The 23863-nt window shown below is 78.4% G+C and carries 23 protein-coding genes and 1 pseudogene; 13 read left to right on the top strand and 11 right to left on the bottom strand.

Translation table 11 applies throughout. The annotated features are described in order from the left end of the window. On the top strand, positions 1 to 328 hold a 328-nt coding region (locus tag CHC04_RS17810; protein WP_141233847.1), incomplete at its 5' end, for a transposase. 15 nt (positions 329 to 343) lie between these two features. On the opposite strand, the gene CHC04_RS17805 is transcribed toward CHC04_RS17810, so the two are convergent. The 3 genes from CHC04_RS17805 to CHC04_RS17795 are packed head-to-tail and all read right to left on the bottom strand — an operon-like array spanning position 344 to position 2204. Further along, positions 344 to 1126 (bottom strand): adenosylcobinamide-GDP ribazoletransferase, encoded by a 783-nt coding sequence (locus CHC04_RS17805; RefSeq protein ID WP_089405253.1) that lies wholly within the window; start codon positions 1124 to 1126, stop codon positions 344 to 346. Continuing rightward, a complete protein-coding gene (cobU, locus tag CHC04_RS17800) occupies positions 1123 to 1644 on the bottom strand; it encodes a bifunctional adenosylcobinamide kinase/adenosylcobinamide-phosphate guanylyltransferase (RefSeq protein WP_089405252.1) in 522 nt (173 codons plus the stop codon). The genes CHC04_RS17805 and cobU overlap by 4 nt, the downstream gene beginning before the upstream one ends. Next, positions 1644 to 2204 (bottom strand): histidine phosphatase family protein, encoded by a 561-nt coding sequence (locus CHC04_RS17795; RefSeq protein WP_089405251.1) that lies wholly within the window; start codon positions 2202 to 2204, stop codon positions 1644 to 1646. The genes cobU and CHC04_RS17795 overlap by 1 nt, the downstream gene beginning before the upstream one ends. A gap of 64 nt (positions 2205 to 2268) precedes the next feature. Between CHC04_RS17795 and CHC04_RS17790 the strand changes: the two genes are divergently transcribed. Further along, on the top strand, positions 2269 to 3057 hold the full coding sequence (locus CHC04_RS17790) for a Fic family protein (RefSeq protein ID WP_089405250.1): 789 nt from the start codon (positions 2269 to 2271) through the stop codon (positions 3055 to 3057). 60 nt (positions 3058 to 3117) lie between these two features. Beyond that, complete coding sequence (locus CHC04_RS17785; RefSeq protein WP_089405249.1) at positions 3118 to 4092, top strand: aldo/keto reductase; 975 nt, start codon at positions 3118 to 3120, stop codon at positions 4090 to 4092. Here CHC04_RS17785 and CHC04_RS17780 read toward each other — a convergent pair. After that, complete coding sequence (locus CHC04_RS17780) at positions 4089 to 4940, bottom strand: HAD family hydrolase (protein ID WP_089405248.1); 852 nt, start codon at positions 4938 to 4940, stop codon at positions 4089 to 4091. The genes CHC04_RS17785 and CHC04_RS17780 overlap by 4 nt on opposite strands. A 91-nt stretch (positions 4941 to 5031) precedes the next feature. On the opposite strand from CHC04_RS17780, the gene ssd reads away from it, so the two are divergent. From ssd to CHC04_RS17760, 4 genes are read left to right on the top strand one after another with little or no spacing between them, the layout of a single operon-like run. Further along, on the top strand, positions 5032 to 6171 hold the full coding sequence (ssd, locus tag CHC04_RS17775) for a septum site-determining protein Ssd (RefSeq protein WP_245817401.1): 1140 nt from the start codon (positions 5032 to 5034) through the stop codon (positions 6169 to 6171). Next, positions 6168 to 7310: a TadA family conjugal transfer-associated ATPase gene (locus CHC04_RS17770; RefSeq protein WP_089405247.1), complete on the top strand. Its 1143-nt coding sequence runs from the start codon at positions 6168 to 6170 to the stop codon at positions 7308 to 7310. The genes ssd and CHC04_RS17770 overlap by 4 nt, the downstream gene beginning before the upstream one ends. Then, on the top strand, positions 7307 to 8116 hold the full coding sequence (locus CHC04_RS17765) for a type II secretion system F family protein (RefSeq protein ID WP_089405246.1): 810 nt from the start codon (positions 7307 to 7309) through the stop codon (positions 8114 to 8116). The genes CHC04_RS17770 and CHC04_RS17765 overlap by 4 nt, the downstream gene beginning before the upstream one ends. Next, the gene (locus tag CHC04_RS17760; protein WP_089405245.1) at positions 8113 to 8826 is read left to right on the top strand and encodes a type II secretion system F family protein; all 714 of its coding nucleotides are present in this window, start codon (positions 8113 to 8115) and stop codon (positions 8824 to 8826) included. Before CHC04_RS17765 ends, CHC04_RS17760 begins: the two co-directional genes overlap by 4 nt. A 26-nt stretch (positions 8827 to 8852) precedes the next feature. On the opposite strand, the gene CHC04_RS17755 is transcribed toward CHC04_RS17760, so the two are convergent. The 6 genes from CHC04_RS17755 to CHC04_RS17730 form a co-directional block, all read right to left on the bottom strand. Then, entirely contained in the window at positions 8853 to 9599 is a 747-nt protein-coding gene (locus CHC04_RS17755) for a PIG-L deacetylase family protein (RefSeq protein WP_089405244.1), read from the bottom strand. 167 nt (positions 9600 to 9766) lie between these two features. Further along, positions 9767 to 10504, bottom strand: coding sequence for an HAD family hydrolase (locus CHC04_RS17750; protein ID WP_089405307.1), 738 nt, complete (start codon positions 10502 to 10504; stop codon positions 9767 to 9769). Then, positions 10501 to 11676 carry a non-hydrolyzing UDP-N-acetylglucosamine 2-epimerase gene (gene wecB / locus CHC04_RS17745; RefSeq protein WP_245817398.1) on the bottom strand — a complete coding sequence of 392 codons (1176 nt, stop codon included), beginning with the start codon at positions 11674 to 11676 and terminating at the stop codon, positions 10501 to 10503. The genes CHC04_RS17750 and wecB overlap by 4 nt, the downstream gene beginning before the upstream one ends. Then, positions 11649 to 12716: an ATP-grasp domain-containing protein gene (locus CHC04_RS17740; RefSeq protein ID WP_089405243.1), complete on the bottom strand. Its 1068-nt coding sequence runs from the start codon at positions 12714 to 12716 to the stop codon at positions 11649 to 11651. The genes wecB and CHC04_RS17740 overlap by 28 nt, the downstream gene beginning before the upstream one ends. Beyond that, positions 12713 to 13900 (bottom strand): exosortase/archaeosortase family protein, encoded by a 1188-nt coding sequence (locus CHC04_RS17735; RefSeq protein ID WP_141233846.1) that lies wholly within the window; start codon positions 13898 to 13900, stop codon positions 12713 to 12715. The genes CHC04_RS17740 and CHC04_RS17735 overlap by 4 nt, the downstream gene beginning before the upstream one ends. Beyond that, positions 13897 to 15306 carry a glycosyltransferase family 2 protein gene (locus CHC04_RS17730; RefSeq protein ID WP_245817396.1) on the bottom strand — a complete coding sequence of 470 codons (1410 nt, stop codon included), beginning with the start codon at positions 15304 to 15306 and terminating at the stop codon, positions 13897 to 13899. Before CHC04_RS17730 ends, CHC04_RS17735 begins: the two co-directional genes overlap by 4 nt. 231 nt (positions 15307 to 15537) lie before the next feature. On the opposite strand from CHC04_RS17730, the gene CHC04_RS17725 reads away from it, so the two are divergent. From CHC04_RS17725 to CHC04_RS25610, 3 genes and pseudogenes are all read left to right on the top strand, one after another. Beyond that, on the top strand, positions 15538 to 15807 hold the full coding sequence (locus tag CHC04_RS17725) for a DUF4244 domain-containing protein (protein ID WP_089405240.1): 270 nt from the start codon (positions 15538 to 15540) through the stop codon (positions 15805 to 15807). A gap of 47 nt (positions 15808 to 15854) precedes the next feature. Continuing rightward, positions 15855 to 16187 (top strand): TadE family type IV pilus minor pilin, encoded by a 333-nt coding sequence (locus tag CHC04_RS17720; protein ID WP_089405239.1) that lies wholly within the window; start codon positions 15855 to 15857, stop codon positions 16185 to 16187. Continuing rightward, positions 16184 to 16519 (top strand): annotated as a pseudogene (locus CHC04_RS25610) (Rv3654c family TadE-like protein); the annotation flags it as partial. The gene CHC04_RS17720 and the pseudogene CHC04_RS25610, both read left to right, overlap by 4 nt. 36 nt (positions 16520 to 16555) lie before the next feature. On the opposite strand, the gene CHC04_RS17710 reads toward CHC04_RS25610, so the two are convergent. After that, positions 16556 to 19243, bottom strand: a complete 2688-nt coding sequence (locus tag CHC04_RS17710) for a DEAD/DEAH box helicase (protein WP_245817390.1) — start codon at positions 19241 to 19243, stop codon at positions 16556 to 16558. Between the two features lie 203 nt (positions 19244 to 19446). On the opposite strand from CHC04_RS17710, the gene CHC04_RS17705 reads away from it, so the two are divergent. The 3 genes from CHC04_RS17705 to CHC04_RS17700 all read left to right on the top strand — a co-directional run bounded on the left by CHC04_RS17705 (position 19447) and on the right by CHC04_RS17700 (position 23825). Then, a complete protein-coding gene (locus tag CHC04_RS17705) occupies positions 19447 to 21765 on the top strand; it encodes a sodium-translocating pyrophosphatase (protein WP_089405238.1) in 2319 nt (772 codons plus the stop codon). Positions 21766 to 21933: 168 nt separating this feature from the next. Continuing rightward, positions 21934 to 22260, top strand: a complete 327-nt coding sequence (locus tag CHC04_RS23690) for a hypothetical protein (RefSeq protein ID WP_141233845.1) — start codon at positions 21934 to 21936, stop codon at positions 22258 to 22260. Further along, positions 22257 to 23825: an alpha/beta hydrolase gene (locus CHC04_RS17700; protein ID WP_141233844.1), complete on the top strand. Its 1569-nt coding sequence runs from the start codon at positions 22257 to 22259 to the stop codon at positions 23823 to 23825. Before CHC04_RS23690 ends, CHC04_RS17700 begins: the two co-directional genes overlap by 4 nt. The last annotated feature ends 38 nt before the right edge of the window (positions 23826 to 23863 follow it).

The raw sequence follows: 23863 nt of genomic DNA, 5'->3' as shown, positions 1-23863 counted from the left end.
CGGACCCGGGAGACCGAGGACTTGCCCGGATTACCTCGTCGCCGACAAGGGCTACAGCAGCCGCGCCAACCGGGCACTCCTCCGTCGTCGGGGCATCTCGCACACCATCGCTCAGCCCAGCGACCAGGCCGCCAACCGGCGTCGCAAGGGCTCAGCCGGTGGCCGCCCGGTCGGCTTCAACAAGGCCCGCTACGCCCGCCGCAACGTCGTCGAACGCAGCTTCTGCCAGGTCAAACAGTGGCGCGGACTGGCCACCCGCTACGACAAGCATGCCCGCAACTACGCCGGCGCGCTCAACCTCGCCGCGCTACTCACCTGGCTCCCGTGAACCGTCAGACACTCTCTAGGGCACCGAGGCGGCGGCGACCAGCAGCACCACGGTCGCCGCCGCCTCGCCCATCGCCCCCATCACGTCCCCGGTGACGCCGCCGAGGCGCGCCGTCGCGCGGACGCGGACGAGCTCGGCCGCCAGCAGCCCCGCCGCCGCGGCGCCGGCCGTCGCCGCCCCGGCCACCGCACCGGCCACGGCCCAGGCCGCCGCCGCGGCACCGCCGAGGACCAGCACCGCCCACCCGGCCAGCCACGGCAGCGAGACCGTCCCGGCCACCGCCCGGCCCAGCGACGAGCCGCCGGCGATCCGGACGCCTCGGAGCCCGGTGCGCGCCATGGCCAGCCGCGCCACCACGACCGCCGTCCAGAGCGCCACCCAGCCGCCCTGACCGCCGAGCAGCGCCGCCGCCGCGGCGGCCTGCAGCAGCAGCGTCAGCACGAGGGTCACCACGCCGAACGGGCCGACGTCGCCCTGGTGCATGACCTGCAGCGCCCGCTCCCGCCCACGCAGCGGGCCGAGCCCGTCGGCGGTGTCGGCCAGCCCGTCGAGGTGCAGCGCCCGGGTGAGCCAGGCCAGCACCGCCAGCGCCAGCACCGCCCCGGCCGGCGCGGACACCAGCCGCGCGCCGGCGACGCCGGCACCGGCCGCCACCCCGCCCAGCGCGAGCCCGACCAGCGGTGCCCACGGCAGCACGCCGCGGGTCGACGTCGTCCCGGCGGCGGGCACGCGCAGCACGGTGAGCAGCGCGGCAGACTCCAGCGGCCCGGCCCACCGCGCCCGCCGCCCGCCGCTCACCGCAGCCGCTGCGGCAGCCCGGCGACGACGAACCAGACCTCGTCGGCGGTGCCGGCCAGCCGCTGGTTGACCTCGCCGAGGGTGTCGCGGAACAGCCGGCCCGCGCGGGACTCCGGCACCACGCCGAGCCCCACCTCGTCGCTGACGGCCACCACGTGCGCCGGCGTCATCGCCCAGGCGTTGACCAGGGCGTCGACCCGCCCGGCCAGCCGGTCGAGCGCGCCGGGTTCCTCGGCCCACACGCCGGCCTCGTCCATCAACGCCGCCACCCAGGTGGTCACGCTGTCGACCAGCACCGTCCCGCCGCGCAGCAGGTCGCTGGGCGCCGTCGTCTCCAGCGTCGTCCAGCCGGCCGGCCGCCGGGCGCGGTGCGCGGTCACCCGGCGGGCCCACTCCGCGTCGTCGGCCACCGGCGCGGAGGTGGCCAGGTAGACGACGTCGGGACGGCCGGTCACCAGCGACTCCGCGTGCGCCGACTTGCCCGACCGCGCACCGCCCAGCACCAGCACCCGCGCCATCAGACGGCCGCCGTCGCGAGCTCCAGCCGGGTCACCGTGCCGTTGTGCGGGGTCACCGCCGGCATCCCCTCCGGCCCCCGCCCGGCGGCCACCGCCTGCGCCGCCCGGATGGTGTCCCCGTGGGTGACCAGCGCGACGACGTCGGCCGGTGGGCGCGCGGCCAGCCCGGCCAGGAGGGCCGCGACCCGGGCGTGCAGCTGCGCCAGGCTCTCCCCGCCCTGCGCCGACCAGTGCGGATCGGTCCAGTCGACGACGTCCCACAGCTCCCGCGACGGCCGCCCCTCCAGGACGCCGTAGCCCTGCTCGCGCAGCGCCGGTGTGGTGGTGAACGGCAGCCCGGTGGCGCGGGCGCAGTGCTCGGCGGTCTGCACCGCGCGGCGCAGGTCGCTCGACAGCACCGCCCCGGGGTGCAGTGCGGCGAGCTCGCGGGCGGCGCCGGCGGCCTGCTCGTGCCCGAGGGCGGTCAGGGGCACGTGCGCGGTCTGCCCCTGCATGAGCCCGGCGGCGTTCCACTCGCTCTGGCCGTGGCGGACGAGGAGGAGGGTGAGCGGGCGGGCCATGGTGGTCGCCGAGCGTAGGACAGGCGACCGCGGACCCCCGCGCCGGTGCTCGTACCGTCGGGACGTGACCATCCCCGTCCGTCCCGGCGCCGGCCGGCCGGCCGCCCGGCCCGCCGGCCCCGACCCGCTCGCGCCGCTGCTCGACCTGCCCGGTGTCCGCGAGGCCGCTGACTCCGCCCGCGGCGGCATCGACCGGCTGCTGGCGCACCGGCTCATGCGCAACCGGTCGGCGGAGGTCAGCAGCGAGTCCGCGCTGCGGGGCGCCCGCGCCTCGGCCGCGCTCGACGGGGTCGAGGTCGCGCTGGCCGATCTGCGCGCGGGCTCGGTGTCCGACCCGGTCGTGCAGGGCTCGCTGCGCGTCTCGGTCGGGCTGGGCGCCATGGTCGACACCTGGTCGCGGGCGCCCGGGCAGGTGCTCGCCCGGCTGCACGTGCTCGCCGCCGCCGACCTCGCCGACCGCGCCGACCTCGGCCGCCCCGCGCCGCACGCCGGCCCGCGCCTGGGCGGGCTGTTCCAGGTGGTCACCGGCACCTCCACAGCGCCCGCGGTGCTCGTCGCCGGGCTGGTCCACGGTGAGCTCGCCGCCCTGGCGCCCTTCGGCACCGCCGACGGCGTCGTCGCCCGCGCCGCCGGCCGGCTCACCACCATCGGCCGGGGTCTGGACCCCAAGGCGGTGTCGGTGCCCGAGGTCGGCTTCCTCGAGCTCGGCGCCGACGCCTACCGCGAGCGGCTGGCCGGCTACGCCGCAGGAACACCCGAGGGCGTGGCCGCCTGGCTGGTGCACTGCTGCCGGGCCACCGAGCTCGGTGCCCGCGAGGGCCTGGCCATCGCCGAGGCGATCCTGCGCGGCTGAGGTCCTCCGGCTCCTCCGGCTACTCCTGCGCCCGGCCGCCGCCCGGGGGACAGTGGCGCCATGCGCTCCCTCGACGTCGACGGCCTCGGCCGCGTCAGCCGGATCGGGCTGGGCACCTGGCAGTTCGGATCCCGGGAGTGGGGCTACGGCGAGGGCTACGCCACCGGTGCGGCCCGCCAGATCGTGCGCCGCGCGCTCGAGCTGGGCGTGACCCTCTTCGACACCGCCGAGGTCTACGGCCTCGGCCGCAGCGAGCGGATCCTGGGCGAGGCCCTCGGCGACCAGCGCCACGACGTCGTCGTCGCCACCAAGCTGTTCCCCGTGGCGCCGTTCCCGCCGGTGGTGCGCAACCGGCTCGAGGGCAGCGCCCGCCGGTTGGGCCTGCAGCGGGTGCCGCTCTACCAGGTGCACCAGCCCAATCCGGTGGTCCCCGACAGCGTCACGATGCCCGGCCTGCGCACGCTGCTCGACGAGGGCCGCATCGGCGCCGTCGGCGTCTCCAACTACTCGCTGCAGCGCTGGCGGTCCGCCGACGCGGCGCTGGGCCGGCCGGTGATCAGCAACCAGGTGCACTTCTCCCTGGCCCGGCCCGCGCCGCTCGCGGACCTGGTGCCCTTCGCCGAGCGCGAGGGGCGGCTGGTCATCGCCTACAGCCCGCTGGCGCAGGGCCTGCTCGGCGGCCGGTACGGACCCGACCACCGCCCGGGCGGGGTGCGCGCGGCCAACCCGCTGTTCGGCACCGAGAACCTGCGCCGCGCGCAGCCGCTGCTCGACACGCTGCGCCAGGTCGCCGACGCCCACGGGGTGCGGCCCGGGACGGTGGCGCTGGCCTGGCTGGTCGCGCTGCCGCAGGTCGTGGTCATCCCCGGCGCCTCGAGCGTGGAGCAGGTGGAGGCGAACGCGGCGGCGGGCGAGCTGGAGCTGCGCGCGGACGAGGTGGCGGCGCTGACCGCGGCGGCGCGGGCGTTCACCCCCGTGTCGGCGGTGCGCACGCTCGTCGACGGCGTCCGGGAGCGGCTGGGCGCCCGGCCCTAGGCGCCGCGGCGGTGCCGGCGGCCGCCCGGTGCCACCGCCGGGACCACCGCCGCTGCGGGGGAGACGACGCGCAGCGCCCGCCGCCGCGCGTACCAGGCCAGGCCCACCGCCGCGCCGACGCCCATCGCCGCGCCGGTGACCACCGGGACCGGCGGCGCGGCGAAGCGGCGGCGCATCGACACCGGCCGGGTGAACTCCAGGACCGGCCAGCCGCGCTCGGCGGCGACCTTCCGCAGCGCCCGGTCGGGGTTGACCGCCGTCGGGTGCCCGACCGCGCTCAGCATCGGCAGGTCGGTGACCGAGTCGCTGTAGGCGTAGCAGTCGGCCAGGTCGTAGCCGCTCTCGGCGGCCACCTGCCGCATCGCCTCGGCCTTGTTCTCGCCGTAGGCGTAGAACTCGATCTCCCCGGTGTAGCGCCCGTCGGCCCGCACCATGCGGGTGGCCACCACGCGGTCGGCGCCGAGCATCTCGCCGATCGGCTCCACCATCTCCGCACCGCTGCTGGAGACGATGACGATCTCGCGGCCGGCCGCCCGGTGGGACTCGATCAGGTCGGCGGCCTCGGCGTAGACCAGCGGGTCGACGATCTCGTGCAGCGTCTCGCTGACGATCTCGTGCACGGTGGCGACGTCCCAGCCGGTGGCCATGCGGGTGATCTGGGCGCGCAACCGCTCCATCTGCTGGGCGTCGGCGCCGGCGAGGGAGAAGACGAGCTGGGCGTAGGCGCCCTTGAGCACGGCGCGGCGGTTGATCAGCCCGCCGGCGAAGAACGGCCGGCCGAAGGCCAGGGTGCTGGACTTGGCGATGACCGTCTTGTCCAGGTCGAAGAACGCCGCAGCGCGGGTCACGGTTCACGAGGGTAAGCGGAGCGGGGACCGGTGACGGCTCCCCGCGCGCCGTCCACACCCCTCCGGGTCGTCCACAGGACCCTCGTCGGGGGTGACCGGGACCGCCCGGCGCGGTGGGCTCGGCCGCGTGGCCCGCCGTCCCGCCCCCCTGTCCCCGCCCCGTCCGCTCGTCGTGAGCGCCGACGAGGACCTGCTCGACGACGTCCTGCGCGTGCTCGCGGCTGCCGGCACCGAGCCCGAGGTCGCCACCGGGGGCCCCGCGCTGCGCCGCGCCCACCGCGAGGCGGGGCTGGTCCTGCTCGGCGCCGACGCGCTCGACGCCCCCGCGGTGCGGGCGCTGCCGCGCCGTCCCGGGGTGGTGGTCGTCGCCGGGACGGTGCCCGGCCCGCCGGCCTGGGCGGCGGCGGTCGAGCTCGGCGCCGAGCGGGTCGCGGTGCTGCCCGACGACGAGGCGTGGCTGGCCGCCCGGGCCGCCGACGCCGTCCGCTCGCCGGTCGAGCGCGGCTGGCTGGCCGTGGTCGGCGGCAGCTGCGGCGGGGCCGGCACGAGCACCCTGGCCGCCGCGCTGGCGCTGACCGCCGCGGACGCCGCCGGCGGCGTGCTGCTCGTCGACGCCGACGCCTGCGGCGGCGGACTGGACCTGCTGCTGGGTGCCGAGGACGCCGACGGCCTGCGCTGGCCGTCGCTGTCCGGCGTCCGCGGCCGCATCGCCGGGGAGGCGCTGCTCGCCGCGCTGCCGGAGGTCGGCGGCGTCACCGTGCTCGCCGCCGCGCGGGACGACCCCGCGCCGGTGCCGCCCGCGGCCGTGACGGCGGTCGTGGAGGCGGCCCGCGGCTGCGGCCGGCCGGTGGTGGTCGACCTGCCCCGGCCGGCCGGCCCCGACGACGCGACGGCGGCCGCGGTGCTCGCCGAGGCCGACCTGGCGGTGCTGCTCGTGCCGGCCCGGCTGCGCCCGGCGTCGGCCGCGCGGCTGTTGGTCACCGGCGCCCCGGGGGAGCCGGCACCGTGGGGCGCCGCCCGGCTGGTGGTCCGCGAGGTCCCCGGCGGCCTGTCGACGGCGGAGGTGTCCGCGGTGACCGGCCGTCCCGTGCTGGCCGCGCTGGCGCACGACCGCGGCGCGGTGGCCCGGGGCGAGCGCGGCGAGCCGCCGGCGGTGACGCCCCGCAGCCCGCTCGGGTCGGTCACCCGCACGCTGCTCGGCGAGCTCGCCCGCGCGGAGCGCGCGGCGTGACCGGGCTGCCGCTGGTCGAGCGGGTCCGCGCCCGGCTGGCGCTGGAGCCCGGACCGCCCAGCCGGGCCGCGGTCGCCGCCCTCGTCCGCGACGAGGCCGGGCTGGTCGGCGACGCCGAGGTCCTCGACGCGGTGCGCGACGCGGTGGCCGAGCTCGCCGGGGCGGGGCCCCTCGAGCCCCTGCTGCGCGAGCCGGGCGTCACCGACGTCCTGGTCAACGGGCCGGCCGCGGTCTACGTCGACCGCGGCGCCGGGCTCGAGCGCGCCCTGGTGCGCTTCCCCGACGAGGACGCCGTCCGGCGGCTGGCCGTGCGGCTCGCGGCCAGCGCGGGACGGCGGCTCGACGACGCCGCGCCGTGGGTGGACGCCGGGCTGCCCGACGGCACCCGGCTGCACGCGGTGCTGCCGCCGGTGTCGGGCGGGAGCACCTGCCTGTCGCTGCGGGTGCTGCGCCGGGCCCGCCTCGGCCTCGACGACCTCACCGCCCGGGGGACGCTGCCCGGGGAGTCGGCCGGCCTGCTGCGCGCGGTGCTCCGGGCCCGGCTGGCCTTCCTCGTCACCGGCGGCACCGGGTCGGGCAAGACCACGCTGCTCGCGGCGCTGCTCGGGGAGCTGCCGCCGGGGGAGCGGCTGGTGCTGTGCGAGGACGCCCCGGAGCTGGCGCCGGCGCACCCGCACGTCGTGCGGCTGCTCACCCGGCCGGCCAACGTGGAGGGCGCCGGGCGGGTGACCCTGCGCGACCTGGTGCGCCAGGCGCTGCGGATGCGGCCGGACCGGCTGGTGGTCGGCGAGGTCCGGGGCGCCGAGGTCACCGACCTGCTCGCCGCCCTCAACACCGGTCACGACGGCGGCTGCGGCACCCTGCACGCCAACCGGCCCGGTGAGGTGCCCGCCCGGCTGGAGGCGCTCGGGGTCGCGGCGGGCCTGGACCGGCGGGCGGTGCACAGCCAGGCGGCCGCCGCGCTGGCCGTCGTGGTCCACCTCCGCCGCGGACCGGAGGGGCGGCGGGTCGAGGAGATCGGGGTGGTGCGCCGCGACGGCGACTGGGTGGTGGTCGAGCCGGGCTGGCGCGCCGACGGCGGCCCGTGCCCCGGTGCGGGGCGGCTGACGGCGCTCCTCGACGGCGGGGGCGCGGGGTGAGCGCGGCGCTGGCGCTGGTCGCGGCGGCACTGTTGCTGTGGCCCGGCCCGGCCGCGCTGCGCCGCCGGCGGGTGCGCCGCCTGGTGCGGCGGCGCCCGGCGCCCCTGGCCCGGATCACCGCGGCGCCGCCCGCGGCCTGGCCGCTGCCCGCCGCGGTGCTCGGCGTGCTGCTCGGCGCGGCGGTGGGCACGCCGCTCGTCGCGGTCCTCGCCGGCACGGTGGCGGCGGCCGCGGCGCGGACCCTCGCGCGGGCCCGGGAGCGTCGTGCGGAGGAGGCCCGGGTCGAGGCGCTCACCGACGCGCTCGGCGCCGTGGCCGCGGAGCTGCGCGCCGGCCGGCCGCTCGCGGCGGCCACCGCGTCGGTCCTGGCCGGCTGTGGGGACGAGAGCCTGGCGACCGGTCTGGCTCGTGCCCTGCGGGCGCCCGCGGCGGTCCCGGCGGAGCCCGGCACCGACCTCGACCGGGTGCTGGCGCGGGTGGCCGCGGCCGTGCTGCTCAGCGAGCGCACCGGCTGCTCACTGGCCGCCGTGGTCGCCGCGGTCGAGGACGACCTGCGCGCCCGCCGGCGGCAGCGGCTGGAGCTGCGGTCGGCCACGGCGGGCCCCCGGGCGAGCGCGGCGCTGCTCGCTGGGCTGCCGCTGCTCGCGCTGGCCATGGGCAGCGGCATCGGCGCCGACCCGTGGGGGGTGCTGACCACGACTCCGGCCGGGCAGGTGCTGCTCGTCGCCGGTGTCGCCCTGGAGGCCGCCGGGCTGGCCTGGTCGGGGCGGCTGGTCCGCCGGGCGGTGGGGAGCGCGGCGGCGTGAGCCCCGCCCTGGCCCTGCTGTCCGCGGCGCTGCTGCTGTGGCCCTCCCCGGCGCTGCGGCGGGCCGCCCGGGTGCGGGCCGTGACCGGCCCCCACCCCGCCCCGCCGGCAGCGGCGCCGCGGACGGGCGCGGTGCGCCGCGTCGTGCTGCCGGGGGCGGTCGGGGGAGCGGTGGCGCTGCTGGTCGGCGGGCCGCCGGGTGCGGTGCTGGGCGTGCTGGCCGCGGTGCTGGCCGACCGGCTGCTGCGCCGCGCCGGGCGCGCGGACACCGCGGGCCACGGCGGATCAGCCGAGCTGCCGGTCGCCTGCGACCTGCTGGCGGTCTGCCTGGCGGCCGGGATGCCGGTCGCCGGTGCGCTGGGCGCGGTCGCGACGGCGCTGCCCGGACCCGCCGGGGACGCGCTCGGGGGAGTCGCCGGACGGCTGCGGCTGGGCGCCACGCCGCACGCCGCCTGGACCGGCGTGCCGGCCGGGTTGGCGGGGCTGGGCCGGGTGCTGGTGCGCGCGGGGGAGTCCGGCGCCGCGGCGGTCCCCGCCCTGCGCGTGCTGGCGGCCGAGGCGCGGTCGGCCACCCGCAGCGACGCCGAGGCCGCGGTGCGCCGCGCCGGCGTGTGGGTGCTCGCGCCGCTCGGGGCCTGCTTCCTGCCGGCCTTCGTCTGCCTCGGCATCGCGCCCATGGTCATCGGCATCGCCGGGCAGGTGTTCGGGTGATCCGGGAGGCGTGGTCCCGGGCGGGTTCAGCGCTGGCCGGTGGCGAACGACGACGCGCTGTGCGGGACGAACGACGGCGTCAGCGACCAGGCGGCCGGGACCGCCCGCGGCACCCCGCCGCCCACCGGGCCGAGGTCGAGCACCATGCGGGTGGGCTGGAAGGCCTCGGCGTAGCCGATCCGCGCCTGCGCGCCCCAGTGGCGGGCGGAGGCGACGATCGCGTCGGGCTCGACCATGGCCGAGCCCTCCACCTGCGAGGCGTGCGCGGCCAGCGCGGCCAGCTTGCCGGTGAGGTGGGCGGTGACGTCGACGTACACGGTCGGCGTGAAGGTCAGCGTCGAGGGGCTCTGGTAGTGCAGCACCCGCGGCAGGCGGCGGGCGGCGCCCAGGGTGGCCGCGGCGACGGCGCGGTGGTCCTGGTGGCTGTCGTCGGGGGCGTGCACGTAGACCAGGTCGGCGGCGGTGGCCTCCAGGACCTGCTCGATGCGGCGGACCGCGGCGGAGTCGGCGACGACCTCGCAGTCGCGCAGGCCGCCCCACAGCAGGGTGGCGCCCAGGGTGCGGGCGGCGCGCTCCTGCTCGGCGCGGCGGCCGGCGACCTGGTCGCCGTCGCCGGGGCCGTTCTCGCCGCCGGTCATCACCAGCACCGTCACCGTGTCGCCGGCCGCGACGTGCGCCAGCAGCGCGCCGCCGCACCCGAGCTCGACGTCGTCGGGGTGCGACCCGATGGCCAGGACGCTGCGTCCCGTGCCCCGCCTGCCTGCGCCGTCCATGGCCGCCGTCCCGTCCGTCCGGGGCGGTCACCCGCCCGTTGTCCCTCCCTGCATCGGCGGCTGCGGCGGGCGCCTGCATCCGGCGCGCCGGCTTCTCCCCCGTCGGGGGGATCCGGTCGTGCACGACGGATCGGGGCACCGTCGCCGGCGGGGAGCGGCCGGCCCGGTCAGCCCGCCACGGCGGCCTGCGCGCCGACGGCGGCCAGGGCGAGGGCGGCGGCGGCCGGGAAGTCGCCGGTGACGGCCCAGGCGCGCGGCTCGTCGGGAGCGGCGGCGTACTCGCCCTGCCGCACCCGGATGGCCCGCGCGCCGACCGCGGCCGCGACCGCGACGTCCTTGCCCGGACGGTCCCCGATCACCAGCACGCGCCCGGCGGGGACCCCGAGCCGGCCGGCCAGCACCCGCAGCGCGTCGGGTGCCGGCTTGCGGGCGGCGCGGCCGCCGAGGGCGTCGGTGACCAGCACCTCCGGCAGCAGCGGCAGCAGGCCCGTCGCGGCGAGCTTGGCCGACTGGATGGCCGGGTTGCCGTCGGTCAGGCAGCCCACCGGCAGCACCGCGCCGAGGTCGGCCAGGGCCTGCGCCACGCCCGGGTAGGGGGTCAGCGAGGTGGGTGCGTGCGCGGTGAACGCGGCCACCAGCGGCGGGACCAGCGCGGGCAGGTCGCCGGCGGGCGCGCCCGCGGCCAGCAGCGCGCGGTCGATCGTCCCCCCGCGGTCGGACCCGGCGGCCAGCTCCCGCAGCAGCGCGGCGTGCACCCGTGCACCGTCCAGCCCCGCGGCCGCGGCGGCGGCGCCCACGTCGGCCGCCGCGCCGGCGAGGTGGGCCGCCTGCGGGTACAGCGTGTCGTCGAGGTCGACCACCACCGCCAGCGGCGGGGCGCCGTCCCATCCCGGTGCCGGGGTCACCACGGCAGCGAACCGTCGGTGAAGTCGGGCTCGTCGAGGGCGAGCAGCGCGTCGGTCGCCTCGTCGGCCAGCAGCGCGGCCACCTGCGCGCCGGTCGTGCCGTCGCCGTACGGGCAGGGGAGCGCGACCGCGCGGGCCTGCCCCCGCGGGCTGGTGTGCGCGGCGGCCGCGGTGAGCACGGCGTCGGCGGCCGAGTCGTCGGCGAGCCCGGCGAGGGTCGTCGTGCCGGCCTCCACGCCCTCCCAGCGCGGGGTGGAGCCGCGCAGCACGACGACGGGGACGCCGAGGAACGCCGCCTCCTCCTGGACACCGCCGGAGTCGGTGACCGCCAGCCGCGCCGAGGCGAGCGCGGCCAGCAGCGCGTCGTAGCCGACCGGGCCGGTACGGGTGATCGCCGGGTGTTCCAGCCCGGCGTCCAGGCCGGCGGCCGTCAGCCGCGCCGCGGTGCGCGGGTGCACCGGGAAGGTCACCGGTCCCACGGTGTCGGCCAGCGCCCGCACGACGCCGACCAGGCGCTCGAGCCGCACCGGGTCGTCGACGTTGGTGGGGCGGTGCGCGGTGACCAGCACCCCGCGGCGCTGCTCGACGGGGATCGGCCGCACGCCCCGCGCGACCAGCGTGTCGACCACGGGGTTGCCGACCACGAACACCCGCTCGGCGGGCACGCCCTCGGCGGCCAGGAACGCCGCCGCGCGCCGGGTGGGCGCCAGGTGCAGCGCGGCGACCGCCGCGGCCACCCGCCGGTTGACCTCCTCCACGCTGCGGGGGTTGAGGCTGCGCAAGCCCGCCTCCAGGTGGGCGAAGGGCACCCCGGCGCCGCGGGCGGCGAGGGCGTAGGCGGGAACGGTGTTGGTGTCACCGAGGGCGAGGACGAGGTCGGGCCGGAACCGGGCGACCGCGCGCGCCGCGTCGGCGTGCAGCGCCCCGGAGCGGGCGGCCGGGTCGCCGGCGGGCAGGTCGAACCGGCACGTGGGCGCCAGCCCGAGGGACTCCTGCAGGCGGGTGGAGAGGTCGGGGTCGGTGTGCTGGCCGGTGTCGACGACGTCGACCCGGTGCCCCGCCGCGGCCAGGGCCCGCACCACCGGGGCCAGCTTGACCACCTCCGGCCGGGTCCCGAGGGGCACGAGGACGTGCCGGGCGCGGGTCACGCCCGCGCCGCCGTCGCGGCGCACGGGTCGGCCACCGGGCTGCCGTCGTCGGCGGAGTACGTCTCGGCGAAGTAGCGGCTCATCCGGACGCCGGGGGTGAACCACAGGTGCGGCAGGACGGCGCGCGGGTCGCGGATGCCGGTCAGGTAGGCGCTGACGACGTCGGCCCCGGCGGCCAGGGTCAGCGGCAGCCCCCCGGAGAAGCGCGGGTTGACCTCGACCACGGTGGCCCGGCCGTCGTCGGCCACGAACCCCTGCACGTTGGCCGGGCCGGTGAGCGCCACCGCCTCCAGCGCCGCGGCCACCACCGCGGTCACCTCCGCGGAGTCGAAGGTGGTGCCCTTCACCGAGATGCCGGCACGGGTGTCGTCGCGCCACCGCGGCACCACGGTGACCAGCGCGCCGTCGCGGCCCACCAGCGCGTCGGCGGTGAACTCGCGGCCCGTCAGCCGGGTCTGGGCGATCAGCGAGGAGTCCTCGCGCATCGCCGTCACGACGTCGGAGCGTGCGTCGAGCAGCCGCAGGCCGCGGCTGCCGCGGCCGGCGCGGGGCTTGACCACCCAGGGGCCGGGGACGGTGACCAGGCCGGCGGGGGTGTCGGTGGTCGCCGGGTGCGGCACGCCGGCCGCGCGCATCGCACGGGCGAAGGCGGCCTTGTCGCAGCAGACCTCGACGGCGGCCGTGTCGGGCAGCCAGGTGGCCACCCCGGCCGCCGCGAGCCGGTCGGCGCCCGCGGCGAGGGCGGGCAGCTCCTCGGCGACGGTGCCGACGAGCGCGTCGGCGCCGTGTGCGGTGGCCAGCGCCACCAGGGCGTCGACGAAGCGGACGTGGTCGGCCCGCGGGACGACCGCGCCCACGGTGGCCAGGGCCGCGCCGGCGGCGGTCGCGTCGGCGTCCACGCCGACCACGCGATGACCCAGCGCGGTCAGCCGGCGGACGACGGCGACCCCGGCGGGGCCGCCGGCGCCGGTGACCAGCACCGCGGCCGCAGCGGGCTGGTCGCCGCGCCCGTCGGGCACCGGGGGGACGGCGGTGGTCGGGCGGCTGGGCAGGGTGGAGGTCACCGGGAGGTCTCCGGGGGGTGCGGGGCGGACGGGCGGGCGAAGCTGTGCGGGGTCGGCGACCCGGCGGCGTGCGAGGGACGGTCGGGGGACGGCGTCGTCCCGCGGGAGGGGGCCGCCTGCGGCACCGGGATCCGGGCCACCGCGACCACGGCGGCGTCGTCGTCCCCGGTGCGGTCCTCCGGGACCGGGGAGGTGCTCACCGGCCGGGCGAGCAGCCAGCCGCGGGCCCACAGCCGCAGCGCCGCCACCCGGTGGCCGGTCACCGGTTCCCACTGCCGCGCGGCGACCGCGTCGGCGAGGGCGTCGAGGACGAGCGGGTCGACCTCGTAGGTCGCCACGGCCACGAGCGTGGCGCTGTGGGCCCCGAGGCCGTCGGCGGCCAGCTCGTGCACCCGCTCGACCCGCCGGGAGGCCGGGAGGTGCCCGAGCCGGTAGTCGACGCGGGCGGCCTCGCGGCGCGCGGCCAGCCAGGCCGACAGCCGGCGGGGGAGGACGTGGCGGTGCAGCAGCCCGGTCACCGTCGTCCGGCGGCTGTGGGCCGGGGGCTGTTCGGCCTCGACGGTGCGGTAGCCCAGGCCCGGGCGAGCCCAGCTGTCGGGACGCCGGGCGGTGTGCCGCCCCCCGACGTCCTGCTCGGCGCGCTCGGCGGCCGGCAGCGTCACCCACACCATGACCAGGAAGCCGCCCAGGGTGGCGACCAGGTTCCACACCGTGCCGACCCAGTCGTGGAACAGGACCAGGGCGCCCTCGCCCCACTGCAGCCCGGCGAGGGCCGACAGCAGCAGCCGGCCGTGGTTGAGGACGACGACAGCGAGGACCGCGACGACCAGCCCGCCCAGCGCGTGCAGCCTGCGGCCCCGCAGGACGACCGCGGTCAGGGCCACCAGCCCGAGGACCGACAGGACCGACGAGCACGACGCGGTGACGACCGCGTCGATGATCTCCCCGTCCCCGCGGAAGAGCAGGACGTGGCCGGGCAGCACGCCGGAGGACCACGTGGGGTCCAGCCACCCGAGCACCAGGGCGACCGCGCGGGCCTCGAGCACCTGCAGCGGCCCGGACAGCGTGGTGAAGCCGGCGACGCAGATGACCCCGGCCAGGGCCAGGTCGAGCAGGACGGGCAGCAGCCGTCGCGTCGTCCCGCGGGAGAGCCGTCGCCTACCGATCGCGGGTGCGGTGGTCACCGGTCCTCCGGGAGGAGTGCGAACGACCGCGGGCGGGCGGGGACCGCGGCCGCGGCGGGAGCGGGGGCGGCTGCGCGCGGCACCGTGGAGGTGGCGCCCGAGCGGGAGGTCTTCACCCAGCTGTAGGGCCGGCCGAGCATGCCGTCGAGGTAGGCGCGCGTGGTGATCCAGATCGACAGCGCGAAGGCCGGGAGGAAGCCCAGCAGCCGCCACGCCGAGCGGCGTTCCACCCGGCCGACCAGCAGTCCGACGCACAGCTCGGCCAGCGGGCCGATGAACAGCAGCATCGACAGGGGCAGCAGCCCGACCACGGGCAGGTCGCCGATGCCCGCGGCGCGCAGCACGGTCAGCAGCAGGCCCAGCCCGGCCAGCACCGGCACGTGGTAGACGCCGAGGAACAGCGTCGTCTCGACCTTCTCCAGCGGCGACAGGTGCGGCGAGCGCATCAGCGGGCGCCAGTGGTCGCGCAGGCACTTCTGGTGGCCGCGGGCCCAGCGGTAGCGCTGCTTCCAGAACCGCTGGGCGCTGACCACCGCCTCCTCGAAGTCGATGGCCGAGACGTCGTAGCGCACCCGCTGCCCCATGCGCAGGATGCGCAGGGTCAGGTCGGTGTCCTCGGTGACCGTCTCGGGGTTCCAGCCGCCGAGGGCGCGCAGCGTGGCCGCCCGGACGGCGCAGTTGGCGCCGCCGTAGGCGGGCAGCTCGAACAGCGCCTGCCGGCCGTACTCGTTGACGAGGTAGCCCGAGAGGTAGTCGACGAAGACGGTGGTGGCCATCGAGGAGTCCTGGCCGTTGCGGATGACGCACCGGCCCATGACCGCGCCGACGACCGGGTCGCGGAAGTGCCGCACCAGGCGGCGCAGCGCGGTCGGCTCGGGCTCGTGGTCGGCGTCGAACACCAGCACGATCTCGGCGTCGACGAGCGCCAGCGCGTCGTTGAGCGCGCCGGACTTCCCCCCGCCGGCCCCCGGCGGCCGGTGCAGGACGCGCAACCGCGGCTCGCGGGCGGCCCACCCGTCGAGGATCGCGCCGGTCGCGTCGGACGAGCCGTCGTCGACGACGACGAGCGCGAGCCGGTCGGCCGGGTAGTCCAGGCTCAGCAGCGCCGCCACCATGCCGTCGACGACGAGCTCCTCGTCCTTGCACCCGACGAGGACGGCGACCGGCGGCGTGTAGCTGTCCAGGCCGACGTCGGCAGCCAGCAGGTCGCGCTCGGCCCACCTCGCCGCGGCGACGGCGAAGCCCAGGTGCCGGCAGAAGTAGACGCCGAAGACCACGTTGAGCGCGCCGGCGACGACCCCGAGGGTCGGGTCGAGGCCGAACAGGGCGACCGCGGCGGCCAGGGCGAGGGCGTAGCCGAGGAGGACGAGCGGGCGCCCCTCGGGACGGTCGCTGCCGTGCGCCACGGTTCCTCCTCCCGGATCGTGCCCGGCGGTGCGGTAGCGCCACCTCATGGCTGGATCGGCAGTCGCCCTGCCGTCCTGAAGTGGAAGCGCCCCGGGCGACACCGCCGCCCGCGCCGTCCACAGGCCGTCGCGCCGTCCACAGGTCCGGCCGGGACCCGGTCCGGCCCGGTTCCTGCGGCGAGGGTCGGGCCGCGCCCCGTGCCGGGGCCGCCGACCCGAGGAGAGCCTGCGATGACCGATACCCCGCCCGCGACCGCCCCCGCCGCGACCGGCCCCGCGGAGGACGCCCCGCCCCGCGTCCTCGCGCAGCCGCGCGCCCTGGCCCGGCGCTGGGCCCGGCTGCGCGCCGACGCCGAGGCCGGCATGAGCACCGCCGAGTACGCCGTCGGCACGGTCGCCGCCTGCGCCTTCGCCGCCGTCCTCTACCGGGTGGTCACCGGCGGCTCGGTCGTCACCGCCCTCGGCGACCTCGTCTCCTCCGCGCTCCAGGTGCTGTCCTGACCCGCCGGGCGCGGCGAGGCGACGGCGGAGAGGACGGCGAGGCGGGCATGGTCACCGCCGAGACGGCCGTGGTGCTGCCCGTGCTCCTGCTCGTCCTGGCGGCGGTCGTCGCGGCCGTCGTGGTGGTCGGCGCCCAGGTGCGCTGCGTCGACGCCGCCCGGGAGGGCGCGCGGGCCGCCGCGCGCGGCGAGGACGAGGCCGCCGTGCACGCACTCGTGGCACGGGTGGCACCCGACGGGGCGCGGACGGAGGTGGCCGTCGGTGGCGGTGAGGTGCGGGTGACCGTCACCGCGGAGGTCGCGCCGCTGGGCCCGGTGCAGCTGGGGGTCGGGATCGGCGCCAGCGCGGTCGCCCGGCTCGAGCCCGGGGTCGCCGGGTGAGGGAGCGGGAGCGGGAGCGGGGGTCGGCCACCGTGTGGACGGTCGCGCTGGCCGGTGTGCTCGCCGCCGTGGGGATGGCCGCCGTGCTGGTCGGCGCCGCGGCCGTCGCCCGCCACCGGGCCGGCACGGCGGCCGACCTCGCCGCGCTGGCGGCGGCCGGCGCGGCGGTGACCGGCGACCCCGCCGCCTGCGCCGCGGCCGCCGGCGTCGCCCGCGGCAACGGCGCCGCACTGGTCGGCTGCACGGTCGGGGAGGGGGCGGTCGCCGAGGTGACCGCGGAGGTCGGCGTCCGCCTGGGGCCGTTGGGCACCCGGTACGCGCAGGCCAGCGCCCGCGCCGGACCCGTCCCGCCGGACGCGCCCGCGGGGTCAGAAGACCAGGTCATCCTCGGCGGGCCGGGCACCGCGCCCGGCGTCCTCGGCGGCCTCGTCTCCGGCCTCGTCGGCCTCGTCTCCGGCCTCGTCGGCGGTCCCGTCGGTGTCGCCGACCGGCGCGGCGGGGTCGTTGGGGGTGACGGCGGTGGCGGCTGCGGTGACCACCTCCACGGCTCCCGTGCCCGCCTCGTCGGCGGCGGCCAGCTCGTCCAGCACGACGTCGAGCACCCGCACCGCGCCGGCCTTGTCCAGCGGGTCGTTGCCGTTGCCGCACTTGGGCGACTGCACGCACGAGGGGCAGCCGCTCTCGCACTCGCAGCTGGCCACGGTGGCCCGGGTGGCCAGCAGCCAGCGCCGCAGGGCGGCGAAGCCCCGCTCGGCGAAGCCGGCGCCGCCGGGGTGCCCGTCGTAGACGAACACCGTGGCGGTGCCCGTGTCGGGGTGCAGCGCGGTCGACAGCCCGCCGAGGTCCCAGCGGTCGCAGGTGGCCAGCAGCGGCAGGATGCCGATCGCGGCGTGCTCTGCGGCGTGCAGCGAGCCGGGCAGCGACAGGTCGTCGAGCGCGGCACGGGCGACGGCGTCCGCGTCGAGGGTCAGCCACACGGCGCGGGTGCGCAGCTGGCGCGCGGGCAGGTCGAGCGGGAACTCGGCGAGCACCTCACCGGTGCCGGCCCGCCGCCGCTGGTAGGTCACGACCTGGTTGGTCACGTCGACGACGCCGGTGTGCGCGGTGACGGTGCCCAGCCGCCGGACCCGGTCGGTGCGGACGACGCCGAGGTCGGTCACGTCACGGGCGACGGTCGTCCAGTCCGGGCTCTCGGCGTGCACGACGGCGCAGGCGTCGTCGAGGTCGAGCTCGTCGACGACGAACGTGTCGCCGCGGTGCACGTAGAGCGCGCCGGTGTGCACCGTGGCGTGCGCGGCGCCGCCGTCGACGGTCCCCAACAGCCGCCCGGTCCCGTTCTCGATGATCGCCACCGGCTCGCCGCCGCTGCCGCGGATGTCGACGTCGGGGCGCCCGCGCCCGGCCCAGTACCAGCCGGCCGGGCGCCGCCGCAGCCGGCCGGCCGCCACGAGCTCGTCGAGCTGGGCCTCGGCGACCGGGCCGCCGAAGTCGGGCAGGTCGGCGGGCGTGAGGGGCAGCTCGGCCGCGGCACAGCACAGCTGGGGGCCGAGGACGTAGGGGTTGGCCGGATCGGTGACGGTGGCCTCGACCGGGCGGCCGAACACCGCCCGCGGGTGGTGGGCCAGGTAGTGGTCCAGCGGGTCGTCGCGGGCGACGAAGACGACCAGCGACTCGCGCTGGGCGCGCCCGGCCCGGCCCGCCTGCTGCCACAGCGACGCCAGCGTCCCGGGGTACCCGGCCAGCACCACGGCGTCGAGGCCGGCGATGTCGATGCCCAGCTCGAGGGCGTTGGTGGTGGCCACGCCGAGCAGCTCGCCGCACGACAGCGCCCGCTCCAGCTCCCGGCGCTCCTCGGGGAGGTAGCCGCCGCGGTAGGAGTCCACCCGCCGGACCAGGTCGCCGCGGCCACGGTCCTGCAGCAGCCGGCGGGCCTGCTCGGCGACCGACTCGGCGCTGCGCCGCGACCGCACGAACGCCAGCGTCCGGGCGCCCCGCTCGACCAGGTCGGCCAGCAGCCCCGCCGCGTCCGCCGCCGCCGACCGGCGCAGCGGGGCGCCGTGCTCGCCGGTCCGCTCGGTCAGCGGCGGCTCCCACAGCGCGAAGGTCGCACCCGGGCGCGGCGACCCGTCCTCGGTCACCGCCACGACGGGCGCACCCACCAGCCGGGTGGCGGCCGCGGCCGGCTCGGCCACCGTCGCCGAGGCCAGCACGAACACCGGGTCGGCGCCGTAGCGGCGGCAGATGCGGCGCAGCCGGCGCAGCACGTGCCCGACGTGCGAGCCGAACACCCCGCGGTAGGCGTGGCACTCGTCGACGACGACGTAGGCCAGCCGGCGCAGCGTCGACGACCAGCGCTGGTGGGCGGGCAGCACGCCGCGGTGCAGCATGTCGGGGTTGGTGACGATCCACCGCGAGTGGCGGCGCACCCAGTCGCGCTCCTCGGCCGGGGTGTCCCCGTCGTAGGCGGCCGGGCGCACCGACGGGTCGGCGAGCGCCGCCACCGAGGCCAGCTGGTCGCGGGCCAGCGCCTTGGTGGGCGCCAGGTAGAGCACGCAGGCGCGCGGGTCCTCGGCCAGGCGGGTCAGCGCCGGCAGCTGGTAGGCCAGCGACTTGCCGGACGCCGTGCCGGTGGCGACCACCACCGAGGTGCCGTCGTGGGCGAGCTGGGCGGCCTCGACCTGGTGCCGCCAGGGTGCGCTCACGCCCTGCTCCTCGAGCCGCGCGCGCAGGCCGGGGTCGACCCAGGCGGGCCAGGGCAGCGTCCGGGACCCGCGCACCGGCAGGTGGTGGACGTGGGTGACCGGGTGCTCCTCCTCCGGGGTGCCCGCCAGCAGGTCCTCGAGCAGCTCAGCGCCGGGCAGCAGGTCACCGGGCCGCTCCCCGGAGCCCCCATCAGGCCCCTGGTCGGGCCGGTGCCCGCCGCCACTGCCGTGTCCCTCCGCCGAGCCGTGCACGGCCGCGGCGCCGGGTGCGGCACCCGGGCGCTCGTCGCCCCCTGCGGTGCCCTCGCGACCGGGTGGGGGAGCAGCCGGCCGGACCGGGTGGAGCGCGGTCACCCCTCCACTGTCACACCCGGGGGCAACCCTCCGGCGCCCGTGGTCGCTGTGCGCGACCGGACGGCCACCAAAGACGACCTACCGCAGAGTGTGATCTCGATTACAGTGGCGCGGCATCCGTGGGCGGCCCGCCGCCCACGGGTGCTCTCCGCCGACCGGGGACGCGGGGCCGCCCGGTGGCAGCTCACCGCTGGGAGGTATTGATGCCGGACAGTTCTCTCTCCGGCGGGGACGTCGTCCTCGTGACGGCAGCCCTCGTCGTATCGCTCGCCGCGCTGGTCTTCGCCGCGTCGCTGGTCCGTGCCGTCCTGGCCGCCGACCAGGGCACGACGCGCATGCGTGAGATCGCGCGTGCGGTGCAGGAGGGAGCCGGCGCCTACCTGCGGCGCCAGTTCAGGACCCTCGGCGTCTTCGCCGTCGTCGTCTTCCTCTTGCTGCTCGTCCTGCCCGTCGCCGACGGCGGCTGGGGCACCCGCATCGGCCGGGCGGTCTTCTTCCTCGTCGGCGCCCTCTTCTCCGCCACCGTCGGCTTCATCGGCATGACGCTGGCCACCCGCGGCAACGTCCGGGTCGCCGCCGCTGCCCAGGCCGGCGGCTACCGGCCGGCCTTCCGCATCGCGTACCGCACCGGCGGGGTCTGCGGGATGATCACCGTCGGCCTCGGCCTGTTCGGCGCCGCGCTGGCGCTGCTGCTCTTCGACGAGACCGCCCCGGTGGTCCTCGAGGGCTTCGGCTTCGGCGGCGCGCTGCTGGCGATGTTCATGCGCGTCGGCGGCGGGATCTTCACCAAGGCCGCCGACGTGGGCGCCGACCTCGTCGGCAAGGTCGAGGCCGGCATCCCCGAGGACGACCCCCGCAACGCCGCGACCATCGCCGACAACGTCGGCGACAACGTCGGCGACTGCGCGGGCATGGCCGCCGACCTCTTCGAGTCCTACGCCGTCACCCTGGTCGCCGCGCTGATCCTCGGGCAGGTCTTCTTCGGCGCGGACGGCATGGTCTTCCCGCTCGTCGTCGCTGCGATCGGCGTGCTCGCCTCCGTCGTCGGCATCCTCGCCAGCAACCCCGGCAGGAGCGACTCCAGCGGCCTCGCGCCGATCAACCGGGGCTTCTTCACCTCCGCGGTGGTCTCCCTCGTGCTCGTCGCCGTCGCCGCGTTCACCGTGCTGCCCAGCGTCGCCGACGTCCCCGACTCGGTGGTCAACCCGCAGGTGCTCGGCTTCCTCTCGGTCCTGGTCGGGATCGTCCTGGCCGCCGCCATCCAGCAGCTCACCGGCTACTTCACCGAGACCTCCCGCAAGCCGGTCCGCGACGTCGGCCGCAGCTCGCTCACCGGGCCGGCCACCGTCGTCCTGTCCGGCATCTCCCTGGGCCTGGAGTCGGCCGTCTACGCCGCCCTGCTCATCGGCGGCGCGGTCTACGGCGCCTTCCTCATCGGCGGCGGCGCGGCGCTGTACGCCGTCGCGCTGGCCGGCTGCGGGCTGCTCACCACGGCCGGCGTCATCGTCTCGATGGACACCTTCGGCCCGGTCAGCGACAACGCCCAGGGCATCGCCGAGATGTCCGGGGACATCGACGAGCAGGGCGCCCGGGTGCTGACCGACCTCGACGCCGTCGGCAACACCACCAAGGCCATCACCAAGGGCATCGCGATCGCGACCGCCGTCCTCGCGGCGACGGCGCTGTTCGGGTCCTACAACGAGCAGGTGCGCACCGCGCTCGGCGACGTCGACCTGGCGCAGTCGTTCAGCCTCGTCGAACCGGACAACGTCGTCGGCGCGGTGATCGGTGCCGCGGTCGTGTTCCTCTTCTCCGGCCTGGCGATCAACGCCGTCTCCCGCGCCGCCGGGCGGGTCGTGTTCGAGGTCCGCGAGCAGTTCCGCACCCGGCCCGGGATCATGGACTACTCGGAGCGGCCCGACTACTCCGCCGTCGTCGACATCTGCACCAAGGACTCGCTGCGGGAGCTCGCGACGCCGGGCCTGCTCGCCGTCCTCGCCCCGGTGGCGGTCGGCTTCGGGCTCGGCTTCGGCCCGCTCGCGGCCTACCTCGTCGGCGCCATCGCCACCGGCACGCTCATGGCGGTGTTCCTGGCCAACTCCGGCGGCGCGTGGGACAACGCCAAGAAGATGGTGGAGGACGGCGCGTTCGGCGGGAAGGGCAGCGAGGCGCACGCGGCCACGGTCATCGGGGACACCGTGGGCGACCCGTTCAAGGACACCGCGGGCCCGGCGATCAACCCGCTCATCAAGGTGATGAACCTGGTGGCGCTGCTCATCGCCCCCGCGGTGGTCAGCCTGTCGGTCGGTGAGGACGCCAACACCGCCGTGCGGCTGCTCATCGCGGCCGTGGCGGCGCTGGTGGTCATCGGCGCCGTGGTGGTGTCCAAGCGGCGCTCGGTCGTCGTCGGCGGCACCGACGACGGGCCGTCCGGATCCCTCCCCGGCGCCGGGCACCCGACGCCGGCCCAGGCCCCCACGCCCCGGGCGGGCACGACCGCGCCGACGACCACCGCTCCCTGACCGCAGGCGGCGAGCCTCCGCCCGGACACCCACCAGGCGGGGGCTCGCGGCGCGCCCTGTGGACGGCCGCCCCGGCTGTGGACGGCTCCCGGGGGTCGGTCCCGGTGCGGCCCTAGCGTCCGCGGCGCCGTCCCGACCCCCGGGCCGGCACCGACGCCGGGAGGGGCCGTGTCCGTACCGATCGCCATCCAGCTCGACGCCGTCCAGGCGCTCGGTGAGGAGCTGGCCGCGCTCGCCGCCGAGCTGTCGGCCGACGCCGACCTGTGCGCCTCCACCGCGGTGTCCCTGGCGACGGCGGTGCCGGGGGAGCTCTCCGAGCACGCCGGCGGGACCGGCCGGGCGTGGGCGGCGCTGGTGGCCGACCTCGTCGAGGGCGCCGACGCCGCCGCGCGGACGCTGCTGGCCGCGGTCCGGAGCTACCGCCTCGCCGACGCCGCCGTCTCCGACCGGCTGCTCGCCGCCCGGGCGGCGATCGCGCAGGAGACGGCCGCGTGAGCGCGCCCGGACTGACCGCCGTCGCCGGCTGGGACACCCCGCTGCTCGACGGTGCCGTGTACACGCTCGAGGCGGTGACCGAGCGGCTGCCCCCGTGGCGGGCGCGGGTGGAGGCGGTGGCGCGCGCCCTCGGCGGTGCCGACTACTGGTCGGGACCGGCGGGGACGGCCGCCGCGACCGCCTTCTGCGAGGTGTCCGCCGTGGCGACGGAGGTGACCGGCGCGCTGGCCGCCTCCCTCTCCTCGCTGCAGGAGGCCGCCCGGCAGGCGCGCGCCGCCCAGGAGACGGCGGCACAGGCGCTGGCCGCGGCCGCCGCGTCCGGGGTGACGCTGGACGAGGCGGGCGGTGTCGTCGCACCCGTACCGGTCGCGGCGCCCGCCGACGCCTCACCGGACGTCCTCGCCGCCCACTACGACCTCCTGGCCGAGCAGGCGGCCACCGCGGAACGGGTCGCCGCGACCGCCGCCGAGGCGCTGCACGCCGCCGCCCGGGCGGCGGCTGCCGCCGCGGACTCCTCCGGCCCGCTCGCCCCGCTCGGCGGCCTCGGCGCCTCCCGACCCGGGAGCTTCGGCGACCTCGCGGCGGTGGTCCTGGCCGACGGCGCCTGGATCCGGTCCTGCCTGCCGGTGGCCGGGACGTCCCCGGAGGCGGTGGCCGCCTGGTGGGCCGGCCTGTCGTCGCGCACCCGCGACGCGGTGACCACGGCCGAGCCGCGGCTGGTCGGGAGCCTCGACGGGCTCCCCGCCTGGGCGCGGGACCAGGCCAACCGCGTCCTGCTCGACCGGGCGCTGGCCGACCCGGCCGCCGAGGGGTACGCGACGGCGCGGGCCGCCGCCGACGGGATCGCGGCCGAGGAGGCGGCCGGGCGCACGGTGCAGCTGTGGTCCTTCGACGCCGACGACCACCTGGTGGCCCTCGCCTACGGCGACCTCGACACCGCCGACGACGTCGCGTTCCTCGTCCCGGGTGTCGGCAACGACGTCGACGACCTCGACGACCTCGGTGACGACGCGCAGGCCGTGGCCGACGCCGCCCGGGCCGCCGCGCCGGTCGCCGCCGTGGCCACGGTCGCCTGGCTCGGCTACCGCCCACCCGGCAGCGTCGTCTCCCCCCGGGCCTGGGTCGAGGGGCGGGCTGCCGCCGGTGGCAGGGCGCTCGCGGGTGACCTCGCGGGCCTGGCCGCGGCACGCGCGGCGGACCGGGGGAGCAGCAGCGCCCCACCGCGGCTGACGGTCGTGGCCCACAGCTACGGGACCGTCGTGGTCGACCGCGCCGCGGAGGAGCGTGGCGAGCTGGCCGCCGACGCCCTGGTCCTGCTCGGGAGTCCCGGGATGGACGGCCCGGCGTCGGACCTGGAGGCGGCGGAGGTCCACGAGGCCTCCGCGCCGCTCGACCCGGTCACGTGGCTGGTCGACGTGCACGGCACGGAGACCGACAACGCGGACTTCGGCGCGACTCCGCTGCCGACCGACCGGGACACCTGGCACGGCTGGTACCTCGAGCGCGACCGGCCGACCCTGGCCGCCGTCGGGGAGGTGGTCGCCGGCGCCCGGGAGCCCGACTGACCGGCCACCCCGGGCCCCGGGAACAGCCGCGGTGCTGC

The sequence above is a fragment of the Geodermatophilus saharensis genome, from assembly GCF_900188205.1.
Lineage (GTDB): Bacteria > Actinomycetota > Actinomycetes > Mycobacteriales > Geodermatophilaceae > Geodermatophilus > Geodermatophilus saharensis.
This window is presented reverse-complemented; position numbering and strand designations above follow the sequence as displayed.

Excerpts from the sequence above, each read along its gene's own strand:
- CHC04_RS17785 (WP_089405249.1), top strand. The coding sequence starts at position 3,118 with ATGCGCTCCCTCGACGTCGACGGCCTCGGCCGCGTCAGCCGGATCGGG.
- CHC04_RS17795 (WP_089405251.1), bottom strand. The coding sequence starts at position 2,204 with ATGGCCCGCCCGCTCACCCTCCTCCTCGTCCGCCACGGCCAGAGCGAG.
- CHC04_RS17720 (WP_089405239.1), top strand. The coding sequence starts at position 15,855 with ATGGTCACCGCCGAGACGGCCGTGGTGCTGCCCGTGCTCCTGCTCGTC.
- CHC04_RS17705 (WP_089405238.1), top strand. The coding sequence starts at position 19,447 with ATGCCGGACAGTTCTCTCTCCGGCGGGGACGTCGTCCTCGTGACGGCA.
- cobU (WP_089405252.1), bottom strand. The coding sequence starts at position 1,644 with ATGGCGCGGGTGCTGGTGCTGGGCGGTGCGCGGTCGGGCAAGTCGGCG.
- CHC04_RS17755 (WP_089405244.1), bottom strand. The coding sequence starts at position 9,599 with ATGGACGGCGCAGGCAGGCGGGGCACGGGACGCAGCGTCCTGGCCATC.
- CHC04_RS17725 (WP_089405240.1), top strand. The coding sequence starts at position 15,538 with ATGACCGATACCCCGCCCGCGACCGCCCCCGCCGCGACCGGCCCCGCG.